General features: G+C 69.4%; 19 protein-coding genes. 12 read left to right on the top strand and 7 right to left on the bottom strand.

Annotated elements, in window-relative coordinates; genetic code table 11:
- Window positions 1-50: 50 nt before the first annotated feature.
- The 3 genes from efeU to efeB are packed head-to-tail and all read left to right on the top strand — an operon-like array spanning window position 51 to window position 3,582.
- Window positions 51-1,055: an iron uptake transporter permease EfeU gene (efeU, locus tag ACFVAE_RS04045; protein ID WP_378888145.1), complete on the top strand. Its 1,005-nt coding sequence runs from the start codon at window positions 51-53 to the stop codon at window positions 1,053-1,055.
- A complete protein-coding gene (gene efeO, locus ACFVAE_RS04040; RefSeq protein WP_378888144.1) occupies window positions 1,052-2,284 on the top strand; it encodes an iron uptake system protein EfeO in 1,233 nt (410 codons plus the stop codon). Before efeU ends, efeO begins: the two co-directional genes overlap by 4 nt.
- Window positions 2,285-2,301: 17 nt before the next feature.
- Complete coding sequence (gene efeB, locus ACFVAE_RS04035; protein WP_378888142.1) at window positions 2,302-3,582, top strand: iron uptake transporter deferrochelatase/peroxidase subunit; 1,281 nt, start codon at window positions 2,302-2,304, stop codon at window positions 3,580-3,582.
- A gap of 13 nt (window positions 3,583-3,595) precedes the next feature.
- Here the strand turns inward: efeB and ACFVAE_RS04030 are convergent, their stop codons facing one another.
- Entirely contained in the window at window positions 3,596-4,327 is a 732-nt protein-coding gene (locus tag ACFVAE_RS04030) for an ankyrin repeat domain-containing protein (RefSeq protein ID WP_378888141.1), read from the bottom strand.
- A 187-nt stretch (window positions 4,328-4,514) separates the two neighbouring features.
- Here ACFVAE_RS04030 and ACFVAE_RS04025 point away from each other — a divergent pair, with 187 nt between their 5' ends.
- Entirely contained in the window at window positions 4,515-5,045 is a 531-nt protein-coding gene (locus ACFVAE_RS04025; protein WP_378888140.1) for a DUF4822 domain-containing protein, read from the top strand.
- A 60-nt stretch (window positions 5,046-5,105) separates the two neighbouring features.
- Here ACFVAE_RS04025 and ACFVAE_RS04020 read toward each other — a convergent pair whose 3' ends face one another.
- A complete protein-coding gene (locus ACFVAE_RS04020) occupies window positions 5,106-6,215 on the bottom strand; it encodes an acyltransferase family protein (RefSeq protein ID WP_378888139.1) in 1,110 nt (369 codons plus the stop codon).
- A 124-nt stretch (window positions 6,216-6,339) separates the two neighbouring features.
- Between ACFVAE_RS04020 and ACFVAE_RS04015 the strand changes: the two genes are divergently transcribed.
- The 3 genes from ACFVAE_RS04015 to ACFVAE_RS04005 are packed head-to-tail and all read left to right on the top strand — an operon-like array spanning window position 6,340 to window position 9,486.
- Entirely contained in the window at window positions 6,340-7,545 is a 1,206-nt protein-coding gene (locus ACFVAE_RS04015) for an LLM class flavin-dependent oxidoreductase (protein WP_378890477.1), read from the top strand.
- Between the two features lies 1 nt (window position 7,546).
- Window positions 7,547-8,191 (top strand): FMN reductase, encoded by a 645-nt coding sequence (locus tag ACFVAE_RS04010; RefSeq protein WP_378888138.1) that lies wholly within the window; start codon window positions 7,547-7,549, stop codon window positions 8,189-8,191.
- Window positions 8,192-8,238: 47 nt separating this feature from the next.
- On the top strand, window positions 8,239-9,486 hold the full coding sequence (locus ACFVAE_RS04005; protein WP_378888137.1) for an MFS transporter: 1,248 nt from the start codon (window positions 8,239-8,241) through the stop codon (window positions 9,484-9,486).
- Between the two features lie 24 nt (window positions 9,487-9,510).
- On the opposite strand, the gene ACFVAE_RS04000 is transcribed toward ACFVAE_RS04005, so the two are convergent.
- Genes ACFVAE_RS04000 through ACFVAE_RS03990 form a run of 3 tightly spaced genes read right to left on the bottom strand, consistent with a single transcriptional unit; the run spans window position 9,511 to window position 10,361 of the window.
- Window positions 9,511-9,663, bottom strand: coding sequence for a hypothetical protein (locus ACFVAE_RS04000; protein ID WP_378888136.1), 153 nt, complete (start codon window positions 9,661-9,663; stop codon window positions 9,511-9,513).
- 27 nt (window positions 9,664-9,690) lie between these two features.
- Window positions 9,691-9,867 carry a DUF5302 domain-containing protein gene (locus ACFVAE_RS03995; protein ID WP_378888134.1) on the bottom strand — a complete coding sequence of 59 codons (177 nt, stop codon included), beginning with the start codon at window positions 9,865-9,867 and terminating at the stop codon, window positions 9,691-9,693.
- Window positions 9,868-9,893: 26 nt separating this feature from the next.
- Window positions 9,894-10,361 (bottom strand): DedA family protein, encoded by a 468-nt coding sequence (locus tag ACFVAE_RS03990; protein ID WP_378888132.1) that lies wholly within the window; start codon window positions 10,359-10,361, stop codon window positions 9,894-9,896.
- Window positions 10,362-10,713: 352 nt separating this feature from the next.
- Here ACFVAE_RS03990 and ACFVAE_RS03985 point away from each other — a divergent pair, with 352 nt between their 5' ends.
- The 3 genes from ACFVAE_RS03985 to ACFVAE_RS03975 all read left to right on the top strand — a co-directional run bounded on the left by ACFVAE_RS03985 (window position 10,714) and on the right by ACFVAE_RS03975 (window position 14,894).
- The gene (locus ACFVAE_RS03985) at window positions 10,714-12,987 is read left to right on the top strand and encodes a polyribonucleotide nucleotidyltransferase (RefSeq protein ID WP_378888130.1); all 2,274 of its coding nucleotides are present in this window, start codon (window positions 10,714-10,716) and stop codon (window positions 12,985-12,987) included.
- A 201-nt stretch (window positions 12,988-13,188) separates the two neighbouring features.
- Complete coding sequence (locus ACFVAE_RS03980; protein ID WP_378888128.1) at window positions 13,189-14,214, top strand: aldo/keto reductase; 1,026 nt, start codon at window positions 13,189-13,191, stop codon at window positions 14,212-14,214.
- A 77-nt stretch (window positions 14,215-14,291) separates the two neighbouring features.
- Window positions 14,292-14,894, top strand: a complete 603-nt coding sequence (locus tag ACFVAE_RS03975) for a histidine phosphatase family protein (RefSeq protein ID WP_378888125.1) — start codon at window positions 14,292-14,294, stop codon at window positions 14,892-14,894.
- Here ACFVAE_RS03975 and ACFVAE_RS03970 read toward each other — a convergent pair.
- Entirely contained in the window at window positions 14,879-15,352 is a 474-nt protein-coding gene (locus tag ACFVAE_RS03970; RefSeq protein WP_378888122.1) for an NUDIX domain-containing protein, read from the bottom strand. The two genes, ACFVAE_RS03975 and ACFVAE_RS03970, sit on opposite strands and share 16 nt — an antisense overlap.
- An 18-nt stretch (window positions 15,353-15,370) precedes the next feature.
- Window positions 15,371-15,838: a GNAT family N-acetyltransferase gene (locus ACFVAE_RS03965; protein ID WP_378888119.1), complete on the bottom strand. Its 468-nt coding sequence runs from the start codon at window positions 15,836-15,838 to the stop codon at window positions 15,371-15,373.
- Between the two features lie 69 nt (window positions 15,839-15,907).
- On the opposite strand from ACFVAE_RS03965, the gene dapB reads away from it, so the two are divergent.
- Together dapB and ACFVAE_RS03955 are read left to right on the top strand one after the other, a co-directional pair.
- Window positions 15,908-16,654: a 4-hydroxy-tetrahydrodipicolinate reductase gene (gene dapB, locus ACFVAE_RS03960; RefSeq protein WP_378888116.1), complete on the top strand. Its 747-nt coding sequence runs from the start codon at window positions 15,908-15,910 to the stop codon at window positions 16,652-16,654.
- Entirely contained in the window at window positions 16,651-19,809 is a 3,159-nt protein-coding gene (locus ACFVAE_RS03955; RefSeq protein WP_378888113.1) for an ATP-binding protein, read from the top strand. The genes dapB and ACFVAE_RS03955 overlap by 4 nt, the downstream gene beginning before the upstream one ends.
- The last annotated feature ends 10 nt before the right edge of the window (window positions 19,810-19,819 follow it).

The raw sequence follows: 19,819 nt of genomic DNA, 5'->3' as shown, positions 1-19,819 counted from the left end.
TTGATAGGTAAGGCATTCCTTACTTTCACCCGTCCTCGGAGTCGCCCCGCGTGTTCGCATCACTCCTCATCGGCCTGCGTGAAGGCCTTGAAGCCGCGCTGGTCGTCGGCATCCTCGTCGCCTACCTCAAACGGATCGGCCGCACCGACGTGCTCCCCAAGATGTGGGCAGGCATCGGCCTGGCCGTCGCGCTGGCGCTCGGCATCGGCGCCGTGCTCACGTTCGGCGCGTACTCGCTCGCGCCGGGTGCGCAGGAACTCATCGGCGGCCTCCTCTCGCTGTTCGCCGTCGCGATGGTCACCTGGATGATCTTCTGGATGCAGAAGGCCGGGCGCACGATGAAGGCCACACTCGAGGGCGGCCTCGACCGCGCCATCGCCAAGGGCGGCCTGTGGGCGCTGATCGCGATCGGCTTCGTCTCCGTGGCGCGCGAGGGCATCGAGACCACGCTGCTGCTGTGGTCCATGGTGCAGTCCTTCGGCAGCGCACCCGCCGCGCTGCTGGGCGCACTGATCGGCCTGGCCATCGCCGTCGTGGTCGGCTGGCTGCTGGCCCGAGGCGCTGTCAGGCTCGACCTGCGCCGCTTCTTCGCCTGGACGGGCGGGTTCCTCGTGATCGTCGCCGCGGGGGTGCTCGCCTACGCGATCATGGACCTGCAGGAGGCCGGCGCACTGCCGGGCCCGTTCACCGCAGCCGCGCCGGTGGATCCCGCCACGGGCGCCGTCGCCGTCGGGTTCGCCGCATTCCCGTTCGGCTGGGCCTTCGACCTCAGCGGGGCCATCGCCCCCGACAGCACGGTGGCCACCATCCTGCAGGCCATCGTCGGCTTCATGCCGCGGATGACCTGGCTGCAGGTCATCGCGTGGCTGCTGTACATCGTCATCGTCGGCACGTTCTTCCTGCGCGGCCTGCCGCGCCGTCGCGCTGCGAAGAAGGCGGATGCCGCCGACTCCGCAGCCGCGCCCGCACAGACCACCGCCCGCGCGGATGCCGCATCCGCGGCGTCCTCCCCGGCATCCGCACTTCCCGTCACGACTTCTGAAGGAACAGCATGACCTCCTCCTCCCGCGTCCTCGGCGCCATCGCCGCCACCGGTGCGGCCGCGCTCCTGCTCAGCGGCTGCGTGGCCAAGGCCGACGCCGACCCCTCCGCCGCCTTCACGGTCTCGTCCACGGGGTCGGAGTGCGCCGTCTCGACGGACACCGCCAAGAGCGGCACGCTGACCTTCGACATCACCAACGGCGGCGATCAGGTGACCGAGTTCTACCTGCTCGCCGATGACGGGCTGCGGATCGTGGGCGAGGTCGAGAACGTCGCGCCGTCCGCCTCGCGCGCACTGACGGTCACCGTTCAGCCGGGCAAGTACTTCACCGTGTGCAAGCCCGGCATGGTCGGTGACGGTGTGGGCAAGGCGGCGTTCACCGTCACCGGTGACCGGGTCGCCGTTGACGGGCCGGATGCCGCGCAGAAGAAGAAGGCCGTCGACCTCTACGCCGCCTTCGTGAAGGACCAGGTCGGCCAGCTGGTGCCGGCCGTCGACGAGTTCGTCACCGCCTACGAGAACGGCGACGACGCGAAGGCGCGGCAGCTGTTCCCGACCGCCCGCGCGTCCTATGAGCGCATCGAGCCGGTGGCCGAGGCGCTCGGCGACCTCGACCCGCGGATCGACTACCGCGAGGTCGACGCCGTCGCCGAGGGGCTGGACTGGACCGGGTTCCACCGCATCGAGAAGGACCTGTGGGCCCCCGCCAAGGACGCGCTGAACGCCGATCACGAGACCTCGGCCTGGAAGGACTGGGCGCCGTCGACGACGGCCGAGCGAGCGGACTACGGCGACCAGCTGATCGCCGACGTGCAGGAGCTGTACGACTACGTGCACTCCGATGACTTCGTGAAGAACCTCGAGGACCAGGGCATCTCCGGCGTCTCGAACGGCGCGATCGCGCTGCTGGACGAGGTCGCGACCGGCAAGATCACCGGCGAGGAGGACTGGTGGTCGGGCACCGACCTGAACGACTTCGCCGCGAACGTCGAGGGATCGAAGATGGCGTTCTCGCTGGTGAGCGAGTTCGCCGCGGCCCAGGGCAAGGACGGCGCCGCGCTGGTGAAGCGGATCGAGACCGGTTACGCCGACCTCGAGACCGCGCTCGCGCAGCACGGCTCGCTGAAGGCCGGCTTCGTCGACTTCAAGAAGCTGACCGACGCTCAGAAGCGCGAGCTCGTCGACCTGATCAATTCGCTCGCCGAGCCGCTCTCGCAGCTCACCGGCACGACCCTCTCCTGAGCGCAGGCAGGTCTGACATGACAGAGCAGGAGAGCGCGGAACCCGCGGCGGATGCTCCGGATGCCGGTGCGCGGCGGGGCCTGAGCAGGCGCGGCCTGCTCGGCCTGGCCGTGGGTGGCGGCGCCGCGGCGCTCGCGGTGGGTGCCGGAGCAGGATACGCGGTCGCGGCATCCCCGCGCGGTCCCGACGATGAGGCGCCGTACGAGTTCTTCGGCGCGCACCAGGCGGGCATCATCACGCCGGTGCAGGAGCACCTGCACTTCGCGTCCTTCGACATGATGCCGCGCACCGATCGCGCCGACCTGGTCGAACTGCTGCAGGACTGGTCCTACGCCGCATCGCGGATCACGCAGGGGCTCGACGTCTCGGCCACCGGTGCGGTGGGCGGATCGCCGGAGTCGCCCCCGGATGACACCGGTGAGGCGCAGGGGCTGCCCGCGAACGGGCTCACGGTAACGATCGGATTCGGCCCCACGCTGTTCGAGAAGGACGGCGAGGACCGGTACGGGATCCAGGACCAGCGCCCCGCCGCGCTCGAGCGGCTGCCGGCGTTCCTCGGCGACGACCTCGCGCCGGAGTCCTCGGACGGCGATCTGTGCATCCAGGTGTGCGCGGACGACCCGCAGGTCGCCGTGCACGCGGTGCGCAACCTGAGCCGGATCGCCTTCGGGCGGGCGCGGCTGCGCTGGTCCCAGCTCGGCTACGGGAAGACGTCACGCACCACATCCGACCAGCAGACCCCGCGCAACCTGTTCGGGTTCAAGGACGGCACGGCGAACATCCTCGCCGACGACACCGCCGCTCTCGACAAGAGCGTGTGGGTGGCGGCGTCCGACGAGCCGGCCTGGCTCGCCGGCGGCTCGTACCTCGTCGCGCGGAAGATCGCGATGATCATCGAGACCTGGGATCGGGTGCGGCTCTCCGAGCAGGAGCGCACGTTCGGGCGCGACAAGGGCGAGGGAGCGCCGCTGTCCGGCGGCACCGAGTTCACCGAGCCGAAGCTCTCAGGGCTCGACGCGCGCAGCCACGTTCGGCTCGCGCATCCGGACTCGAACGGCGGCACCCGCATCCTGCGCCGCGGCTTCAACTACGTCGGCGGCAACAACGAGCTGGGTCGTCTCGACGCCGGGCTGTTCTTCCTGTCGTACCAGCGGGATCCTGCGCAGTTCATCACTCTGCAGCGCAGTCTCTCCACCGACCTGATGAACGAGTACGTCCGCCACGTCGGCTCCGGGCTGTGGGCGATCCCGCCCGGAGCTGCAGCGGGCTCCTACGTGGGGGCTCCGCTGTTCGCGTAGCCCGCAGGCGGGCTCAGGACGCCGCGTCGATCAGGGTGACGATCTCGTCGTAGCCGGCCTGCTGGGCGAGCTCGCGAGGCAGCGCGCCGTTGCCGTCCGCGATGCTCGGGTCGGCGCCTGCCTCGAGCAGCAGGCGGATCGTCTCGACATGGTCTTCCGACCCGTCGCCGAGCACGATAGCCTCGAGCAGCGCCGTCCAGCCCAGATCGTTCACGTGGTCGAGCGGCACGCCGGCCTCGATGAGGATCTTCGTCGTCGACACCCGGCCGTGCTCGCCGGCCGGGATCAGCGCGGTCCCTCCGTAGCGATTGGTGCTCTTCACGTCGGCGCCGTGCTCGATGGCGGCGGTCAGGATCTCGTCCAGCCCCTCGGCGCCGGCGTACAGGAACGCGGAGTCCTCGATGTCGTCCTTCGCGTTCGGGTCCGCTCCGGCGTCGAGCAGGATGAGCGCGATGTCGGTCTGCTCCTCCTTGGTCGCGGCGACCAGGGGAGTGGCATCGCCGTCACCGCGCCATTCGAGGTCGGCGCCGTCGTCGATCGCCTCACGGACCGCGGCGGCGTCACCGTCGCCGACCGCCTGCCACAGTGCCGCCGTGGCGTCGTCGGACGTGGCGGAGTCGGACAACGCGACGGACGTGCAGGCGGTCAGGCCGACGAGGGAGAGGGCGGCGATCAGGCCGGCCGCGAGACCGGCGAGCTTCGCGGCCGGTCGGCGGCGGTCGGGACGGGTGGAGCGGGGGTTCATCGGGTCTCTCCTGGGATCGGGGACAGTCCAGGTTCGCAGGGTGAGCGGGCGTCGGGCATCATCCGATCGGCTATCGCTTCGCACCCTGCCGGCCGATGAGCCGTCCCGGTGTTCCCGATGACGATGGATGCGACAGGTCGTGACATCTCGTCCGGCCCGCTGCGATCACGAAAAGAAGGACATGGACATGACGCTCAAGAAGCCCATGAGGACCATCATGCTGACCGCCTCGGCGTTCGTCGCCCTGGGGCTGCTCGCCGGCTGCACCGCAGCCCCGACCGAGCCCGCCGGCGCCCCCGCATCCAGCTCCGCGGCTTCCGAGGAGGTCGCCGCGCAGACTCCGTCGGACGTGCTCTCGTCGACCGCGTGGGAGACCAGCGGCGCGACCGACGCCGCGGGCGCCGACGTCGCCCTCGACGACGAGAACGTGAAGAACTTCGTCGGCTGGGCGTACTTCAAGGACGGCGGGTCGTTCACGATGTACAACCTCGACGACTCCCCGAAGATGCAGGGCGACTGGACGGTGACCGAGGACGGCAAGACCCGTCACATCGTCGCGAAGGACGACGCCGGCGAGGTGCTGTTCGAGCGCGACTCCGACATCGTCACGCTGACCGACGAGGAGTTCACCTACCGCGTGTTCCCCGACCCGGAGAACACCGAGGTGTACTTCGACATCATCCACACCCCCACAGATCACGAGGAGCCCGCCGCCTGATCTGCCCCATCGCAGAAGGCGCCCGTCCCCGACCGGGGCGGGCGCCTTCTGCTTCTGCCTCTACTCGCGGCGCCGGCGCGAGCCAGTGGGGTCGCTGCGGTGATCCTCCGCCGATACCAGGGCCGGATCGGCGAACAGCCAACGCGGGCGCGGCTCGATGAGCGGGCGGAACACCCGCCGCACCGGCCTGGTCGAGAGCCCGAACGCGATCAGGACCGCGACGACGGTGATCAGCGGCAGCCAGATCCAGGTCGGGTCGAGCCCGCGCAGGATGCCGGATTCCCGGAACGGGTACAGCACGAAGGAGTGCAGCAGGTAGACGTACATCGTGTACTGCCCGAAGTGGGTCCACCAGGTGGCGCGGCGGGGGATGAGCACGAAGAACGCCGCGCTCAGCACGATGGCGAGCGCCATCAGCGCGATGCGGATGCCGCCGGCCCACCACTGGTCGGCTGCGAGACCGGCGTACGAGTCGTCGTAGAAGAACCAGAAGCGCAGGTCGACATCGTCCCAGAACGGCAGCCAGCGCCAGCACACGAACGCCCAGGCGCCCAGCGCGGCGATCGCGCAGACGCGCAGCCACCAGGGGCGGAACTCGATGAGCTGGAAGCGCCGCACGATGTCGTGCTCGCGCAGCCACCACCCCAGGGTGAAGAAGAACATCAGGCCGAGGGTGCGGGACAACGAGAACGTGCTGTCCACGTTCGTCATGTATCCGACACCGATCGAGATCACGAACGCCCACAGCAGCGGCCAGCGCAGCAGCGCCAGGTAGGGCAGCACCAGCCGGAAGATGCCGAGGGCGAGCAGGAACCACAGCGTCCACGACGGCTGGGTCAGGTTCGGGTCCGCCTGGCCCTCGACCAGCCACTTCGTCAGTGCCCACAGGCCCTCGAAGATCACATAGGGGAGGAGGATGTCCGTGATCACCCGCGCCATCTGGCGCCGCGTGGGGCTGGCGGCCTTCGAGAAGTAGCCCGAGATGATCGCGAACGCCGGCATGTGGAAGGCGTAGATCGTCAGGTAGAAGGCGTACGAGATGTCGGAGTCGTAGATCAGCCGCTGGATGCCGTGTCCGAGGACCACCAGCACGATGCAGGCGAAACGGGCGTTGTCCCAGAAAGGGACTCTTCTTCGGGCACGAACGGGGGGTACTGCGGCACTGCTCATCTGTCGAGGCTACCTGCGGGAATATGTTTGCGGTCTGGGCGTTGTACGAGATACATTCACTTGAATAAACAACGGATGCCACGGCATCCCGATCTGGAGAGAAATCGTGAACGAACAGAGCGGTATGCAGTTCGGCCTCATGTCGGTGAGCGACATCACGCAGGACCCGACCACGGGCGTCACTCCGAGCGAGGCGGAGCGCATCCAGGCTGCGGTCACCATCGCCAAGCACGCCGAGGAGGCGGGGCTCGACGTCTTCGCCATCGGCGAGCACCACAACCCGCCGTTCTTCTCCTCGAGCCCGACCACGCTGCTGGCGTACATCGCCGCGCAGACAGAGCGCCTGATCGTCTCGACATCGACGACGCTGATCACCACGAACGACCCGGTGCGCATCGCCGAGGAGTACGCGATGCTGCAGCACCTCTCGGGTGGTCGCATGGACCTGATGATGGGCCGCGGCAACACCGGGCCGGTGTACCCCTGGTTCGGTCAGGACATCCGTCAGGGCCTGCCGCTCGCCATCGAGAACTACGCACTGCTGAACGAGCTGTGGACCAAGGACGTCGTGGACTGGGAGGGCAAGTTCCGCACCCCGCTGCAGGGCTTCACCTCGACCCCGCGCCCGCTCGATGGCATCAAGCCGTTCGTCTGGCACGGCTCGATCCGCACGCCCGAGATCGCCGAGCAGGCCGCGTACTACGGGGACGGTTTCTTCGCGAACAACATCTTCTGGCCCAAGGAGCACTACCAGCGCCTCATCGAGCTGTACCGCCAGCGCTGGGCGCACTACGGGCACGGCGCACCCGAGACCGCGATCGTCGGTCTCGGCGGGCAGGCGTTCATCCGCCCGAAGTCGCAGGACGCCGTGAACGAGTTCCGGCCGTACTTCGACAACGGCCCGGTGTACGGACACGGCCCGTCCATGGAGGACTTCACCGAGATGACGCCGCTGACCGTCGGATCGCCGCAGCAGGTCATCGACCGCTACGCCGGCATGCGCGACACGTTCGGCGACTACCAGCGCCAGCTGTTCCTCATGGACCACGCGGGTCTGCCGCTGAAGACCGTGCTCGAGCAGATCGATCTGCTCGGCGGCGAAGTGGTCCCGGTGCTCCGGAAGGAGCTCGCGAAGGATCGTCCGGCGAACGTGCCGGATGCACCGACCCACGCCGCCCGTGTCAAGGCGGTATACGGCGACGGCCCCGCGCGGCAGGCGCGACCCGGTGCGAACCGCGGCGACAACCTCACCGCCGGATCGCCCTATCAGGACGGCGGAGCCGTCCCTGCCGGCTCGGCGTTCGGCGCCGCGGCCACGAAGGGAGCCTGAGATGACCGAGCGTAGGATCGCCGTGATCTCGGCCGGACTGTCGAACCCGTCCTCGACGCGGATGCTGGCCGACCGGCTGGCCGCCGAGACCGTGAAGGTCCTGCGCGAGCAGGACATCCCGGTGACGGTCGACGTGATCGAACTGCGCGACCTGGCGCACGACATCACGAACAACCTGTTGACCGGCTTCGCGCCGCCGGCACTCGAGACCGCGATCAACACCGTCGTCTCGGCGGACGCGCTGATCGCGGTGACGCCGATCTTCTCGACGAGCTACTCCGGGCTGTTCAAGTCGTTCATCGACGTGCTCGACCCCGATGCGCTCACCGGCAAGCCGGTGCTGATCGGCGCGAACGCCGGCACCGCGCGGCACTCGCTCGCGGTGGACTACGCCATCCGGCCGCTGTTCACCTACCTGCACGCGGAGCCCGTCTCCACGGGTGTCTTCGCGGCATCCAGCGACTGGGGTGCGAACGCCGACGACGTGGCGCCGCTCAGTTCCCGGGTCGAGCGCGGCGCGCGTGAGCTCGCCGAAGCCGTCGCCCGCCGCGAGCCGGCCTCGGATGCCGATCCGTTCGATCCGGAGACCTACCTCGGAAAGGGGCGTTCCTTCGGGCACCTGCTCGGAGGCCTCGCCGGGGAGTGATCCAGAATGGTATACCATTCAGTCTGGACTGACTGAAGGAGACCGTCGTGACCGAAGCCGACACCCGCCCCACCCAGCGGATCGGCTTCGGCACGGCGGTCTCTTCGCTTCGCGGCAATCGCGACTTCCAGCTGCTGTGGACCTCGAATCTGTTCTTCTTCGGCGGGGTCTGGACACAGACGCTCGTGCTGGGCTGGATGGCGTTCGAGATGACCGGCTCGGAGTTCCTCGTCGCCCTGTTCACCGCCGTGCGGCTCGCCCCGCTGCTGCTGGGCCCGATCGCCGGCGCGCTCACCGACCGGTTCGACAAGGTGCGCCTGCTGCTGCTGGCCTGCGGCTGGGCGACGGTGTCGATCGCCGTCGTCTCGTTCCTCGCATCCGCCGGACTGCTGTCCTATTGGGTCCTGGTGGCCGGGGGACTGGCCATCGGCCTGGCGCAGTCGCCGTCGCAGACCGCGCGCGCCTCGTTGGCGCTCGAGCTGGTCGGTCCCGCGAACCTGTCCAACGCCAACGCGTTGAACTCGCTGGCGATGAACATGACGCAGGTAGTCGGCCCTGCGATCGGCGGCGCGATGATCGCGGGGCTGGGTGCCCCGGCTGCGCTGTGGGTGTCGACCGCCTGGTACGCCATCTCCTTCGCACTGCTCGTTCCACTGCGTCGGGTCCCGCACGTCGCGCACGCCGAGCCCGAGCCGGTGCTGCGGATGCTGGTGAACGGCTTCCGCGTGATCGCTCGCAACAGGCTCGCCGTGGGCGTGCTCATGGTGACCGTGGTCGCCAACACGTTCCTGTGGCCGATCTACCAGTCCTTCATGCCGGTGTTCGCCGATCAGCGCTTCGGCCTGGATGCCGACGGGCTGGGGGTCATGCTCTCCTGTGCGGGCATCGGCGGACTGGTCGGGTCGGTGGTGATCGCCTCGCTCGGCGACTTCCGCAACAAGGGCGCGCTGTTCGTGTTCGGCACCATGGTCTGGGGTGCGCTGTGGGCGGTCTTCGCGCTGCTCACCTCGGCGCCGGCCGGATTCGTGGTGCTGGCAGTGGCAGGTTTCGCCAGCGCCGCCTTCGGTGTGCTGCAGACGACGCTGCTGCTGATCGTCACCGACAAGCCGCTGCACGGGCGCGTGCTCGGTCTGCAGGAGCTCGCGATCGGGATGATCCCGATCGGTTCTCTGCTGCTGGGTGTATTCGCCCAGACCTTCGGTGTCGCGCCGGTGACGTTCTGGGCGGCGGTGCTGCTCGTGCTCTCGGTGGGGACGGTCGCGCTTCGAGTGCCGGCGGCGCTGCGGATCCGCTGACCCGCAGCACGCCGGCGAAAGGGTTCAGCCCTCGATGCCGCCCTCGAACGCCTCGGTGCCGAGGCCGCGACGGATCTCGAGCTGCTGCTCGGCCTCGGTCTGCGCCGTCTCGAAGGCCTCGTCGTCGCGAAGGGTGTCCTTCTCCTCGTCGGGCCCCTGGGGCTTCTTGTCTGTCATGAGCGTGCTCCTGTGCTGATGTTCTGCTCAGCCGCTCTTGCGGCGGAACTCGCGCTTCATCTGCGGAGCAGCGGTGGCGTGCACGGCGGAATCGCCGTCGAGGTGTGCCTGCCCCGAGCGGTTGTGCGCATTCTTCTTGTCGAGCGCCTCTCTGAACTTGCGCTTCATCTCTTCGGACGCGGCGTCTTTGCCTTCGGTACTCATGGCGCCAGCCTAGCCCGCAGGGCGGATCAACGGCGTGATCGTGAGGAAAGGCGTGCGCGGGAGACCGCGGCGTCGATGAGCAGGCCGATACAGACTGCGGCTCCGGCGGAGACGAGCACGGTCACGACGGGGCCGCCCGGGAGCACGAGTGCGATCGCCGCGCCCAGAGCCGCCTGGTAGGCCGCCCAGCCCGTTGCGGCGACGGCCGCCAGAGCCAGGTATCGGGCCGGTGGAGTGTGCGCCGCGCCCGCGACGAGATTCACGGCCAGACGGGCGAAAGGGATGAATCGCGCCGTGAACAGCACGGTCGCGGTACCGCGATCCAGCCGTCGACGGGCGCTTCCCACGGCGGCGCGCACTCGCGGGTGACGCATCCACCGCCACCGCTCGGTGCCGACGGTGCGTCCGATCAGATAGCAGCCGACGTCGCCCATCAGTGCGCTGCCCGCGGCGATGGCGATCACGACCCACAGCGACGGCCGGTCGGTCTGCACGGCGAGTGCGAGGTCGAGTCGGTGCCGTCGCTCGCACTACGTGTTCATCGGCAGAGGCCGGATCCGCGTCGGAGAGTACGTGCCGGAGGCGTGATCCGCGGGCTGCACTGCTAGACTCGATGCGGTTGCCTGTGGCATCCATTCAAACTGCATACAGGCACGGAGCGGTCGGCTGAGAAGCTGGTCTCCTGTGGTGGGTTCCCCGGCGGCGTGTCGGGTGGTCTTCTACTGGTGACCAGCGCAGGCGAGAACCGCGGGTTCTCCCGCGCGCCGAGACTTTCCGCATCCGCTCCTTCGTGAGTCCTCGCATGCCAGACGGGCGTGCGAGTCTAAACAAAGAAGGAGAGACCTCTTGGAAGGTCCTGAAATCACCGCCACCGAGGCCGTTCTCGACAACGGCCGCTTCGGCACCCGTACCATCCGCTTCGAGACCGGCCGCCTCGCGCAGCAGGCTCAGGGCGCAGTCGCCGCCTACCTCGACGGCGAGACCATGCTTCTCTCGGCCACCAGCGCGGGCAAGCACCCGCGGGAGGGCTTCGACTTCTTCCCGCTGACGGTCGACGTCGAGGAGCGCTCCTATGCTGCGGGCAAGATCCCCGGCTCGTTCTTCCGTCGCGAGGGCCGCCCCTCGACCGAGGCGATCCTGGTCTGCCGTCTGATCGACCGCCCGCTGCGTCCGTCGTTCGTCGACGGTCTGCGCAACGAGGTCCAGATCGTCATCACGGTGCTCTCGATCGCGCCGGGTGAGTTCTACGACGCGCTCGCGATCAACGCGGCGTCCGCGTCGACCCAGATCTCGGGTCTGCCGTTCTCGGGCCCCGTCGCCGGTGTGCGCCTCGCGTTCATCCCCGGCCACGGCGAGCACGCCGACCAGTGGGTCGCGTTCCCGACCGCCGAGCAGGTCAGCGAGGCCGTGTTCGACCTGATCGTCGCCGGTCGCGTCGTGACGAAGGCCGATGGCACCGAGGACGTCGCGATCATGATGGTCGAGGCCGAGGCGACCGAGGGCAGCTGGAACCTGATCAAGGCCGGCGCCACCAAGCCGAACGAGGAGATCGTGGCCCAGGGCCTCGAGGCCTCGAAGCCGTTCATCGCACAGCTGGTGAAGGCCCAGGCCGAGCTGGCCGCGCACTCGTCGAAGGAGCCGGGCGTCTACCCGGTGTTCCTGCCCTACTCGCAGGAGACCTACGACTTCGTCGCGAAGCGCGCCTACGACGAGCTCGTCGGCGTCTACCAGATCGCCGACAAGATCGAGCGTCAGACCGCTGACGATGCGATCAAGGAGCGCGTCCACGCCGAGCTGGTCGCCGCCGTCGAGGCGGGCGAGCTGCAGGCGGTCGCGACCCTGGAGTTCTCGGCCGCCTACAAGGCCGTCACCAAGAAGATCGTCCGTGGACGCATCCTCAGCGAGAACATCCGCATCGACGGTCGTGGCCTCGCCGACATCCGTCCGCTCGACGCCGAGGTGCAGGTCATCCCGCGCGTGCACGGCTCGGCGATCTTCCAGCGCGGTGAGACCCAGATCATGGGCGTCACCACGCTGAACATGCTGAAGATGGAGCAGCAGATCGACTCGCTGTCGCCCACGACCAGCAAGCGCTACATGCACCACTACAACTTCCCGCCCTACTCGACCGGTGAGACCGGCCGCGTCGGGTCGCCGAAGCGTCGCGAGATCGGGCACGGCTTCCTCGCCGAGCGCGCGCTCGTGCCGGTGCTGCCCACCCGCGAGGAGTTCCCCTACGCGATCCGTCAGGTCTCCGAGGCCCTCGGGTCGAACGGCTCCACCTCGATGGGCTCGGTCTGCGCCTCGACCCTGTCGCTGCTGAACGCCGGTGTGCCGCTGCGCGCACCCGTTGCCGGCATCGCCATGGGCCTGGTCTCCGACGAGGTCGACGGTCAGACCCGCTACGCGGCGCTGACCGACATCCTGGGTGCGGAGGACGCGCTCGGCGACATGGACTTCAAGGTCGCCGGCACCAGCGAGTTCGTCACGGCGATCCAGCTCGACACCAAGCTCGACGGCATCCCGTCCGAGGTCCTGGCCGGCGCGCTGACCCAGGCCAAGGAGGCTCGCCTCACGATCCTCGGCGTCCTGAACGCTGCGATCGACGCTCCCGACGAGATGGCGCCGACCGCGCCGCGCGTCATCAGCGTGCAGATCCCGGTCGACAAGATCGGTGAGCTGATCGGCCCCAAGGGCAAGACGATCAACGCGATCCAGGACGAGACCGGCGCGCAGATCTCCATCGAGGAGGACGGCACCGTCTACATCGGCGCGACCGACGGCCCGTCGGCCGAGGCTGCTCGTGCCCAGGTGAACGCGATCGCCAACCCCACCAACCCGGAGGTCGGCGAGCAGTTCCTCGGCACCGTCGTGAAGATCGCCACCTTCGGCGCCTTCATCTCGCTGCTGCCCGGCAAGGACGGCCTGCTGCACGTCACCGAGGTGCGCAAGCTCGCCGGTGGCAAGCGCGTCGAGAACGTCGACGACGTGCTCTCGGTCGGCCAGAAGCTGCTGGTCCGCATCACCAAGATCGATGACCGCGGCAAGCTGTCCCTCGAGCCCGTGCTCGAGGAGGAGGCCGCGGCCGACGAGAAGGTCGAAGAGGTCGTCGAGGGCTGAGCCCCGGCATCCGCTGACGAGGTCCGGTCCCGCTTGCGGGGCCGGACCTCGGTCGTATCTGATGTGACCAAACCGTTACGGCATCATTTCGCCCGTTCCCAGGAAATCAGCAGGAGCCGCGGAAATCGTCGCTTACCCTCGAAGTACGCACCGGGGGGTGCTGAAAACGAACGGGTCGCAGGATCCGCGGGGGTTTAGAGTATGCGTCTTTTCAGCGTCGGCACATCAGCCGAAGCCGAGCGCGCCCCGCAGCGGATCGATGAGCATCCCTCCGCCCCGATCCCCGTTGTCGGCCCCGGTGTCGGCGAGAGCATCCGGGTCGAACTGGGGGAGACGGGACTGCACACCTTCCCGCTCATGCTCGGCGCCGCCGAGTTCGGCTGGAACGTCGACCGCGACACCAGCCATGCGATCCTCGACCGGTACCTCGAGTTCGGCGGCAACGCCGTGCACACGGCCGACGGCTACTCCGGCGGTCGCAGCGAGCACATCGTGGGGCAGTGGCTGTCGTCGCGCGGCGTGCGCGATCGTATCGTGCTCGGAGCGCGCGTCGGCGCGCACCCCGACAATCCCGGTCTCGGTTCGGTCAACCTGGTCCGTGCGGTCGAGGCATCCCTCGGCCGACTCGGCACCGAGCACATCGATGTCCTGTATCTGGACGGCACCCTCGACCAGACCACCAACCTCGAGGACACCCTCGCCACGGTGGAGTGGCTGCGCGAGACGGGCAAGATCGGATCGGTGGGAGCCTTCCGGTTCGCCGCCGAGCGCCTGGTGGAGGGCCGCATCCTGGCATCCGCCGGCTATCCGCGGATCGACGTCATCGACGAGCCGTACAATCTCGTGCGGCGCGAGCCCTTCGAGGGCGACCTGCGGCTCGTGGCAGGCGCGCAGAACCTGGCAGTCACCCCATCGCACGCACTCGAGCACGGGTTCCTGTCGGGGCGGCACCGCAGCAAGCAGTCGGCGACGGGCGTGCGTGGCGAGCAGCTCCGCTCCCACCTGAACCGGCGCGGCATCAAGATCCTGCGCGCCCTCGACCTGGTGGCGCAGGAGCTCGGCGTGCCGGTCGCGGCGGTGTCGATCGCCTGGCTGCTCGCCCAGCGCACGATCGCCGCGCCGATCGTGAACACGTTCGCGGCCGAGCAGGTGGACGAGCTGATGCAGGGCGCCGGCGTGACGCTGTCGCGCGCGCAGATCTCCGACCTCACTCGAGCGGCGAGCTGACTCAGTCCGGAGTCCGGGGTCGGCGGGGTGGCATAGGCTGGTGGTGCCCCGATGAGGGGGCATGAAGCGAGCGGGTTGTGACGCATTACATCTATCTGGTCAGACACGGTGAACATCAGGACGCCGAGCACGGCGTCGACGACGGACCCCTCTCGCCGCGAGGTCAGCGACAGGCAGAGCTGATCGCAGATCGTCTGTCCGGGCTGCCGCTCGACGCGGTCTGGCACTCGCCTCTCCTGCGTGCCGCAGAGACCGCGCGAGCGGTCGCCGCGCGGCTGCCGTCGGTTGATCCCGAGCCCTCCGCGCTGCTATTCGACTGCGTCCCGACGGGGATGACGGAAGAGACCCCTGCCGTGTTCGAGCCGTTCTTCGGCTCGGTCACGGATGCCGAGGTCGAGGCCGGCAAGGCGCAGATGTCGGATGCTGTGAACGAGTTCCTCATGCGCAAGAACGGCGAGGTCCACGAGGTGCTGATCACGCACAACTTCGTGATCTCGTGGTTCGTGCGCGAGGTGCTCGGCGCACCGGAGTGGCGCTGGATGACGCTGAATCAGGCGCACTGCGGGTTGACGGTGATCGCTCAGAAGCAGGGCCGGCCGTGGTCGCTGCTCACGCACAACGACCTCGGTCACCTGCCGATGGAGCTGCGCACCGGCCTGCCCGACTACGCCTCGGTCTGATCGGTCTCGAATCCGAGTGCGAGAATGCCGATCTCGGCGTGCTCTCGCAACCAGTCCAGTGCGTGCCGCTCGTGCGGGGGTATGTTCTGGGGCAGTGCGTCGAGGGCGAACCACCGGAGCTCGGCGCACTTCTCGGACTCCTGGATCACGGGCTCGCCCGTCCAGACGTCGGCGGTGAAGAACCACTCGACCCGCTGCTCGATCGGGTCGTCGGTGCCGTCGGTGCGCTGGAGCACGCAGACAGGGGCGAAATCATCCTGGGCGACGGTGACGCCGAGCTCCTCGGCGACCTCGCGCGCGGCCGCACCGGTGGCGGTCTCACCGAGCTCGATGTGACCGGCCGCGCCCGCGCTCCACATCCCGTCCATGTATCCGGTGTTATGCCGCAGCTGCAGCAACACGCCCGCGTCACTGCGCAGGAAGACATAGGACGCCGGGATGACGGAGAATCTGCTCACCGGACGATGGTAGCCGGGTCAGGAAACGGCTTTGCCGTACCAGCGCGTCGCGTTCGGGTTCTCGTTGTACGGCTCGATCTGCTCGTACCCGCTGCGGGCGTACAGGCCGCCCGCCGCCTCGAGGGTGTGGTGGGTGTCGAGTACCAACTCGGTCGCTCCCCAGCTCGCCGCCCGGCGCTCGAGCTCCTCGAGGATCGCGCGACCGGTGCCTGCGCCGCGCTCCGCGGGCTGCACGAACAGGTGCTTGATCTCGAAGCGCGGGCCGGAGTCGCCGTCGGCGAGGCGTCTGACGGCGCCGCATCCGAGTACGGCGCCGTGGTCGTCCAGCGCGAGCAGGAAGACCCCGCCGGGCTCTCGGAAGGCATCCTGACCAGGGAACGCCGGGCGGTACTCGCCGGGAAACGCGGCGGCCCGCATCGCGAAGTAGTCGGTGAGCACGGCGACGGCCGAGGGGTCTGTGGCAGGGACGGCACGGAAAGTCACCATGGAGCAACGTTATCGCTGGTCACGGCAGGTTCAGAGCCGTGACCGCAGTCATATACCTAAACTGGAATCATGACCACACAGGTTGCCCTCGTTGGTGGATCCGGCAAGCTCGGCGGCATCATCCGCGCGGTGATCGACGAGCTCGACGGCTTCGAGGTTAGGCGGGTGCTGGGCTCGTCCAGCGACCTTTCCGAGCTCGACGGCGCCGATCTCGTCGTCGATGCGTCGACCCCGTCGGTCAGCATCGAGGTCGTCCGCGCCTCGATCGAGCACGGCATCAACGTGCTCGTCGGCACCTCCGGATGGTCGCAGGAGCGGATCGCTCTCGTCCGGCCGCTGGTGGATGCCGCGGGCACCGGCGTCGTATTCATCCCGAACTTCTCGCTGGGCTCGGCTCTCGGCTCTGCGCTGGCCGCGGCGGCCGCGCCGTTCTTCGCCTCGGCCGAGATCATCGAGGCGCACCGCGACACCAAGATCGACTCGCCCAGCGGCACCGCGGTGCGCACCGCGGAGCTGATGGCCGATGCGCGCGCGGGGCAGGGCCCGGTCTCCGCGCCCCACGCCGATCAGCGCGCCCGCGGACAGCGGGTGGCCGGTGTGCCGGTGCACTCGCTGCGCCGCCCCGGCGTCATCGCGAAGCAGGAGGTCATCCTGTCGGGTGCGGGGGAGTCGCTGACCATCATCCATGACACCGTCGACTCCGCGTCCGCCTACGCGCCCGGCATCCGTCTCGCGCTGCCCTACGCGCGCGATGCGCGCGGTGTCGTCGTCGGCCTGGAGAACATCATCGACCTCGGCCTGCGCCCGAACGCATGACTTTCCGGGTCGGCGTGCTCGGCCCCGTCCAGCTCGCCGGTCGCGATGCGGGTGGCGTCGCCATGCGCGCTCTTCTGGTGGCGCTGACCCTCACCGGCAGCGGCTCGGTCCGCTCCGTCGCGGCCCTCGCCGACGACATCTGGGGAGAGGAGCAGCCGCAGAATCCGAAGGCGGCGCTGCAGACGCTCGTCTCGAGAGCGCGGGCGGCCGGCGGCGCGGATCTCGTGCGCAGCGCTCCGGGCGGCTATGCCCTGGGCACTGATGCGACCGATCTGCAGCGCGCCCGGGAAGTCGTGTCGGCGGCCGCGGACCGGGCGGTCGGGGCGTCGCAGCGGATCGATCTGCTCGAATCTGCGGTCGCGCTGTGGCACGGCGAGCCAGGGCTCGATCTCGGCGACGCGCCCGTGGCCGGCGAGCTGGCCCGCACCGCGGCCGCACTGATCGACACGATCCGCTCCGGCCTCGCCACCGCGTACGCCGACGCCGGCCGAGATTCCGAGGCCATCGCGCTGCTGACCGTCCTGGCCGACGAGCGTCCTTTCGACGACCGCGTCCACGTTGCGCTGATGGAGTCGCTGGCGCGCGCAGGCCGGACCCCCGAGGCTCTTTCGCTCTTCGCCGCTCTGCGCACCCGGCTGCGGGACGAGCTCGGCACCTCGCCGTCGCCCGCAGCCGTCGAGCTCAATGCGCGGCTGCTTCAGTCGTCGGATCAGCCAGGGCCGCGGATGCGCATCGGCGTCCAGGCCGCGCCGAACGAGCTGATCGGCCGGGACGACGCCCTTCGCGAGGCTAAGGCTCTGCTGGCGCGCACACGACTGCTGACGATCCTCGGCGCCGGAGGCCTGGGTAAGACACGCCTGGCGCAGGCGATCGCCCTCGACGCCGATGCGCCGGCGGTCGTCGTCGTTCCGCTCGCCGGCGTGCGCGAGGATGCGGGGGTGCCGATCGCCGTCGCCGCTGCCCTCGGCATCAGCGAGATCACGCCGGGTCGCCGGCTGAACGATGCGGTGCCGCGACCCGATCTGATGGCGCGCGTGATCGCGATGCTCGGGGAGCGGCGCACGCTGCTCGTCCTGGACAACTGCGAACAGGTCGTCGACGGCGCCGCCCAGTGCGCGGCAGAGCTGCTGGCGGCCGTGCCGACGCTGCGGATCGTCACGACGAGCCGCACTCCGCTGGCGATCACCGCCGAGCGGGTGCTGCCGCTCGAGCCGTTGACGATCGCCGCCGATCCCGAGGCTCCTGCTGTCCGGCTCTTCATCGAGAGGGCGCGTGCCGCCCGCCCCGGAGCGACGCTCGACCTCGAGACGGTCGCGCGGCTGTGCCGCCACCTCGACGGACTGCCGCTGGCCATCGAGCTCGCCGCCGCCCGGGTGCGCACGATGACGCCGGAGCAGATCGAACGGCGACTCGAGAACCGCTTCGCGCTGCTGACGACCGGCGACAGAACGGCGCCGGAACGGCATCGCACCCTGCAGGCCGTGATCGAGTGGAGCTGGGATCTGCTCGCGCCCGAAGCCCAGCGCGCGCTCTCTCTGCTCTCGGTTCTGCCCGGCGGATTCTCCGCCTCGATCGCCGAGGCGGTGCTCGGCGAGCCTGCCGACGACGTGCTCGACATGCTGGTCTCGCACTCTCTTCTCGGCGTGATCGAGAGTCCCGAAGGAGCCGAGGTGCGTTTCCGGATGCTGGAGACCGTGCGCGAGTTCGGCCAGAGGCGACTCCAGGAAGCCGGAAGCGAGGGCGTGGCGTGGGAGGCCGTCATCAGCTGGGCGACGTCGTTCGCCGTGGCCCAGGGCGAGGGGAGCAGGCGGTTTCCGGCGGGGCTGACCGCGGCCGAGCATCTGTCGGTCAGCCGGGAGCACGACAACCTGGTGCATGTCCTGCGGCATCTCCTCGCCGAAGACCGTGACGCCGATGCGGTCGTGCTGTTCACCGTGCTCGGCCAGTCATGGTTCATCCGCGGCTCGTTCACGGAGTTCATCGGCTACGCCCCGCGGATGGTCGGCGCGGCCGCGGGGGCGCGCGACAGCATCGGCAGCGACCTCGTCGTCATCGCCCTGGCGATGGGCGTGCTCGGGTGCATGATCAGCGGTGACCCGAGCGCGGGCCGAGGTCTGGCGCTGCTGCGTCTGCGCAGAGACGCGGCCGGTGACCGACTCGCCCCGGCCTGGCGGCTGCTGGCCGAGGCTCTGGAGGTGGCGGCCCGGGGCGGAACTGCCGGCGCCGCGGACATCACCGCGGGTGAGACGGATCCTCGAGCGCAACTGGCTGCCGACATCCTCCTGTCTCAGGCCGCGGAGAACGACGGTGAGCCGGAAGCGGCGATGCGTGCGGCTCGCAGCGCTTGGGAGCGTGCGCGGCGGATCGGCGAGCGCTGGGCCGAGGGCATGGCCGCAGACCTCGCCGCACAACTGGCGGCGCAGAGCGGGGATGCCGAGGACGCGCTGGTCTGGCTGGACCGCGCGGCCGAGGTGTTCCGGGAGTACGACGCGCAGGATCAGCTCAGTCAGCAGGAATGGGTGCGCGGCGGCGCGCTGCTCTGCCTGCGACGCACGGCGGAGGCAAGGCCTCTCTTCCAACGGCTGGTAGACGAGGGCGGGCTGAGTCAGGACGGCCTGGAGCTCACCTCCATCGGCGTCTACGGTCTTGCCGAGGCCGCCCTGCTGGACGGCGATCTCGGCAAGGCATCCGAGTATTTCGCCGCCGCGATGCGTGCGTTCGCAGAACCGACGACCCGGCGTTCGCCGTGGTACCTCATGGCGATGTCGGGCTACCTCGCGGCAGCCGTGCGCTCACTGGGGTTGCCCGCCGACGAGGTCGCGGTCTGGGAACGCAGGCTGCGCACGAGGACGATCGCCGCCTGTCGGCAGCGCCGTGAGGGGGTGGATCGTCCGGTGCTCGGCACCGCACTTATGGGTTGGTCGGCCTGGGCGCTCCGCAGCCCCGGGCAGGTCGCGCGCGGTGTCGAGGCGGTCGCGCTCGCGGAGGTCCTGGGCGGTCGGCAGAACATGCCGACGCTCGACCTCACCGAGCACCTCGCGGATGCCGAGCGGATCGCAGGCGCCGACATCGTGTCGAGGGTTCGCGCCGAGGCCGGCGCGCTTGCTCCGGAGCAGCGGGTCGAGCGCGGCCTGGCGGTGCTCAGCGGCCGCTGAAGCGGGTGCG

Origin of the sequence: Microbacterium sp. NPDC057659 (assembly GCF_042799915.1) — a bacterium.
Classification (GTDB): Bacteria; Actinomycetota; Actinomycetes; order Actinomycetales; family Microbacteriaceae; genus Microbacterium.
This window is presented reverse-complemented; position numbering and strand designations above follow the sequence as displayed.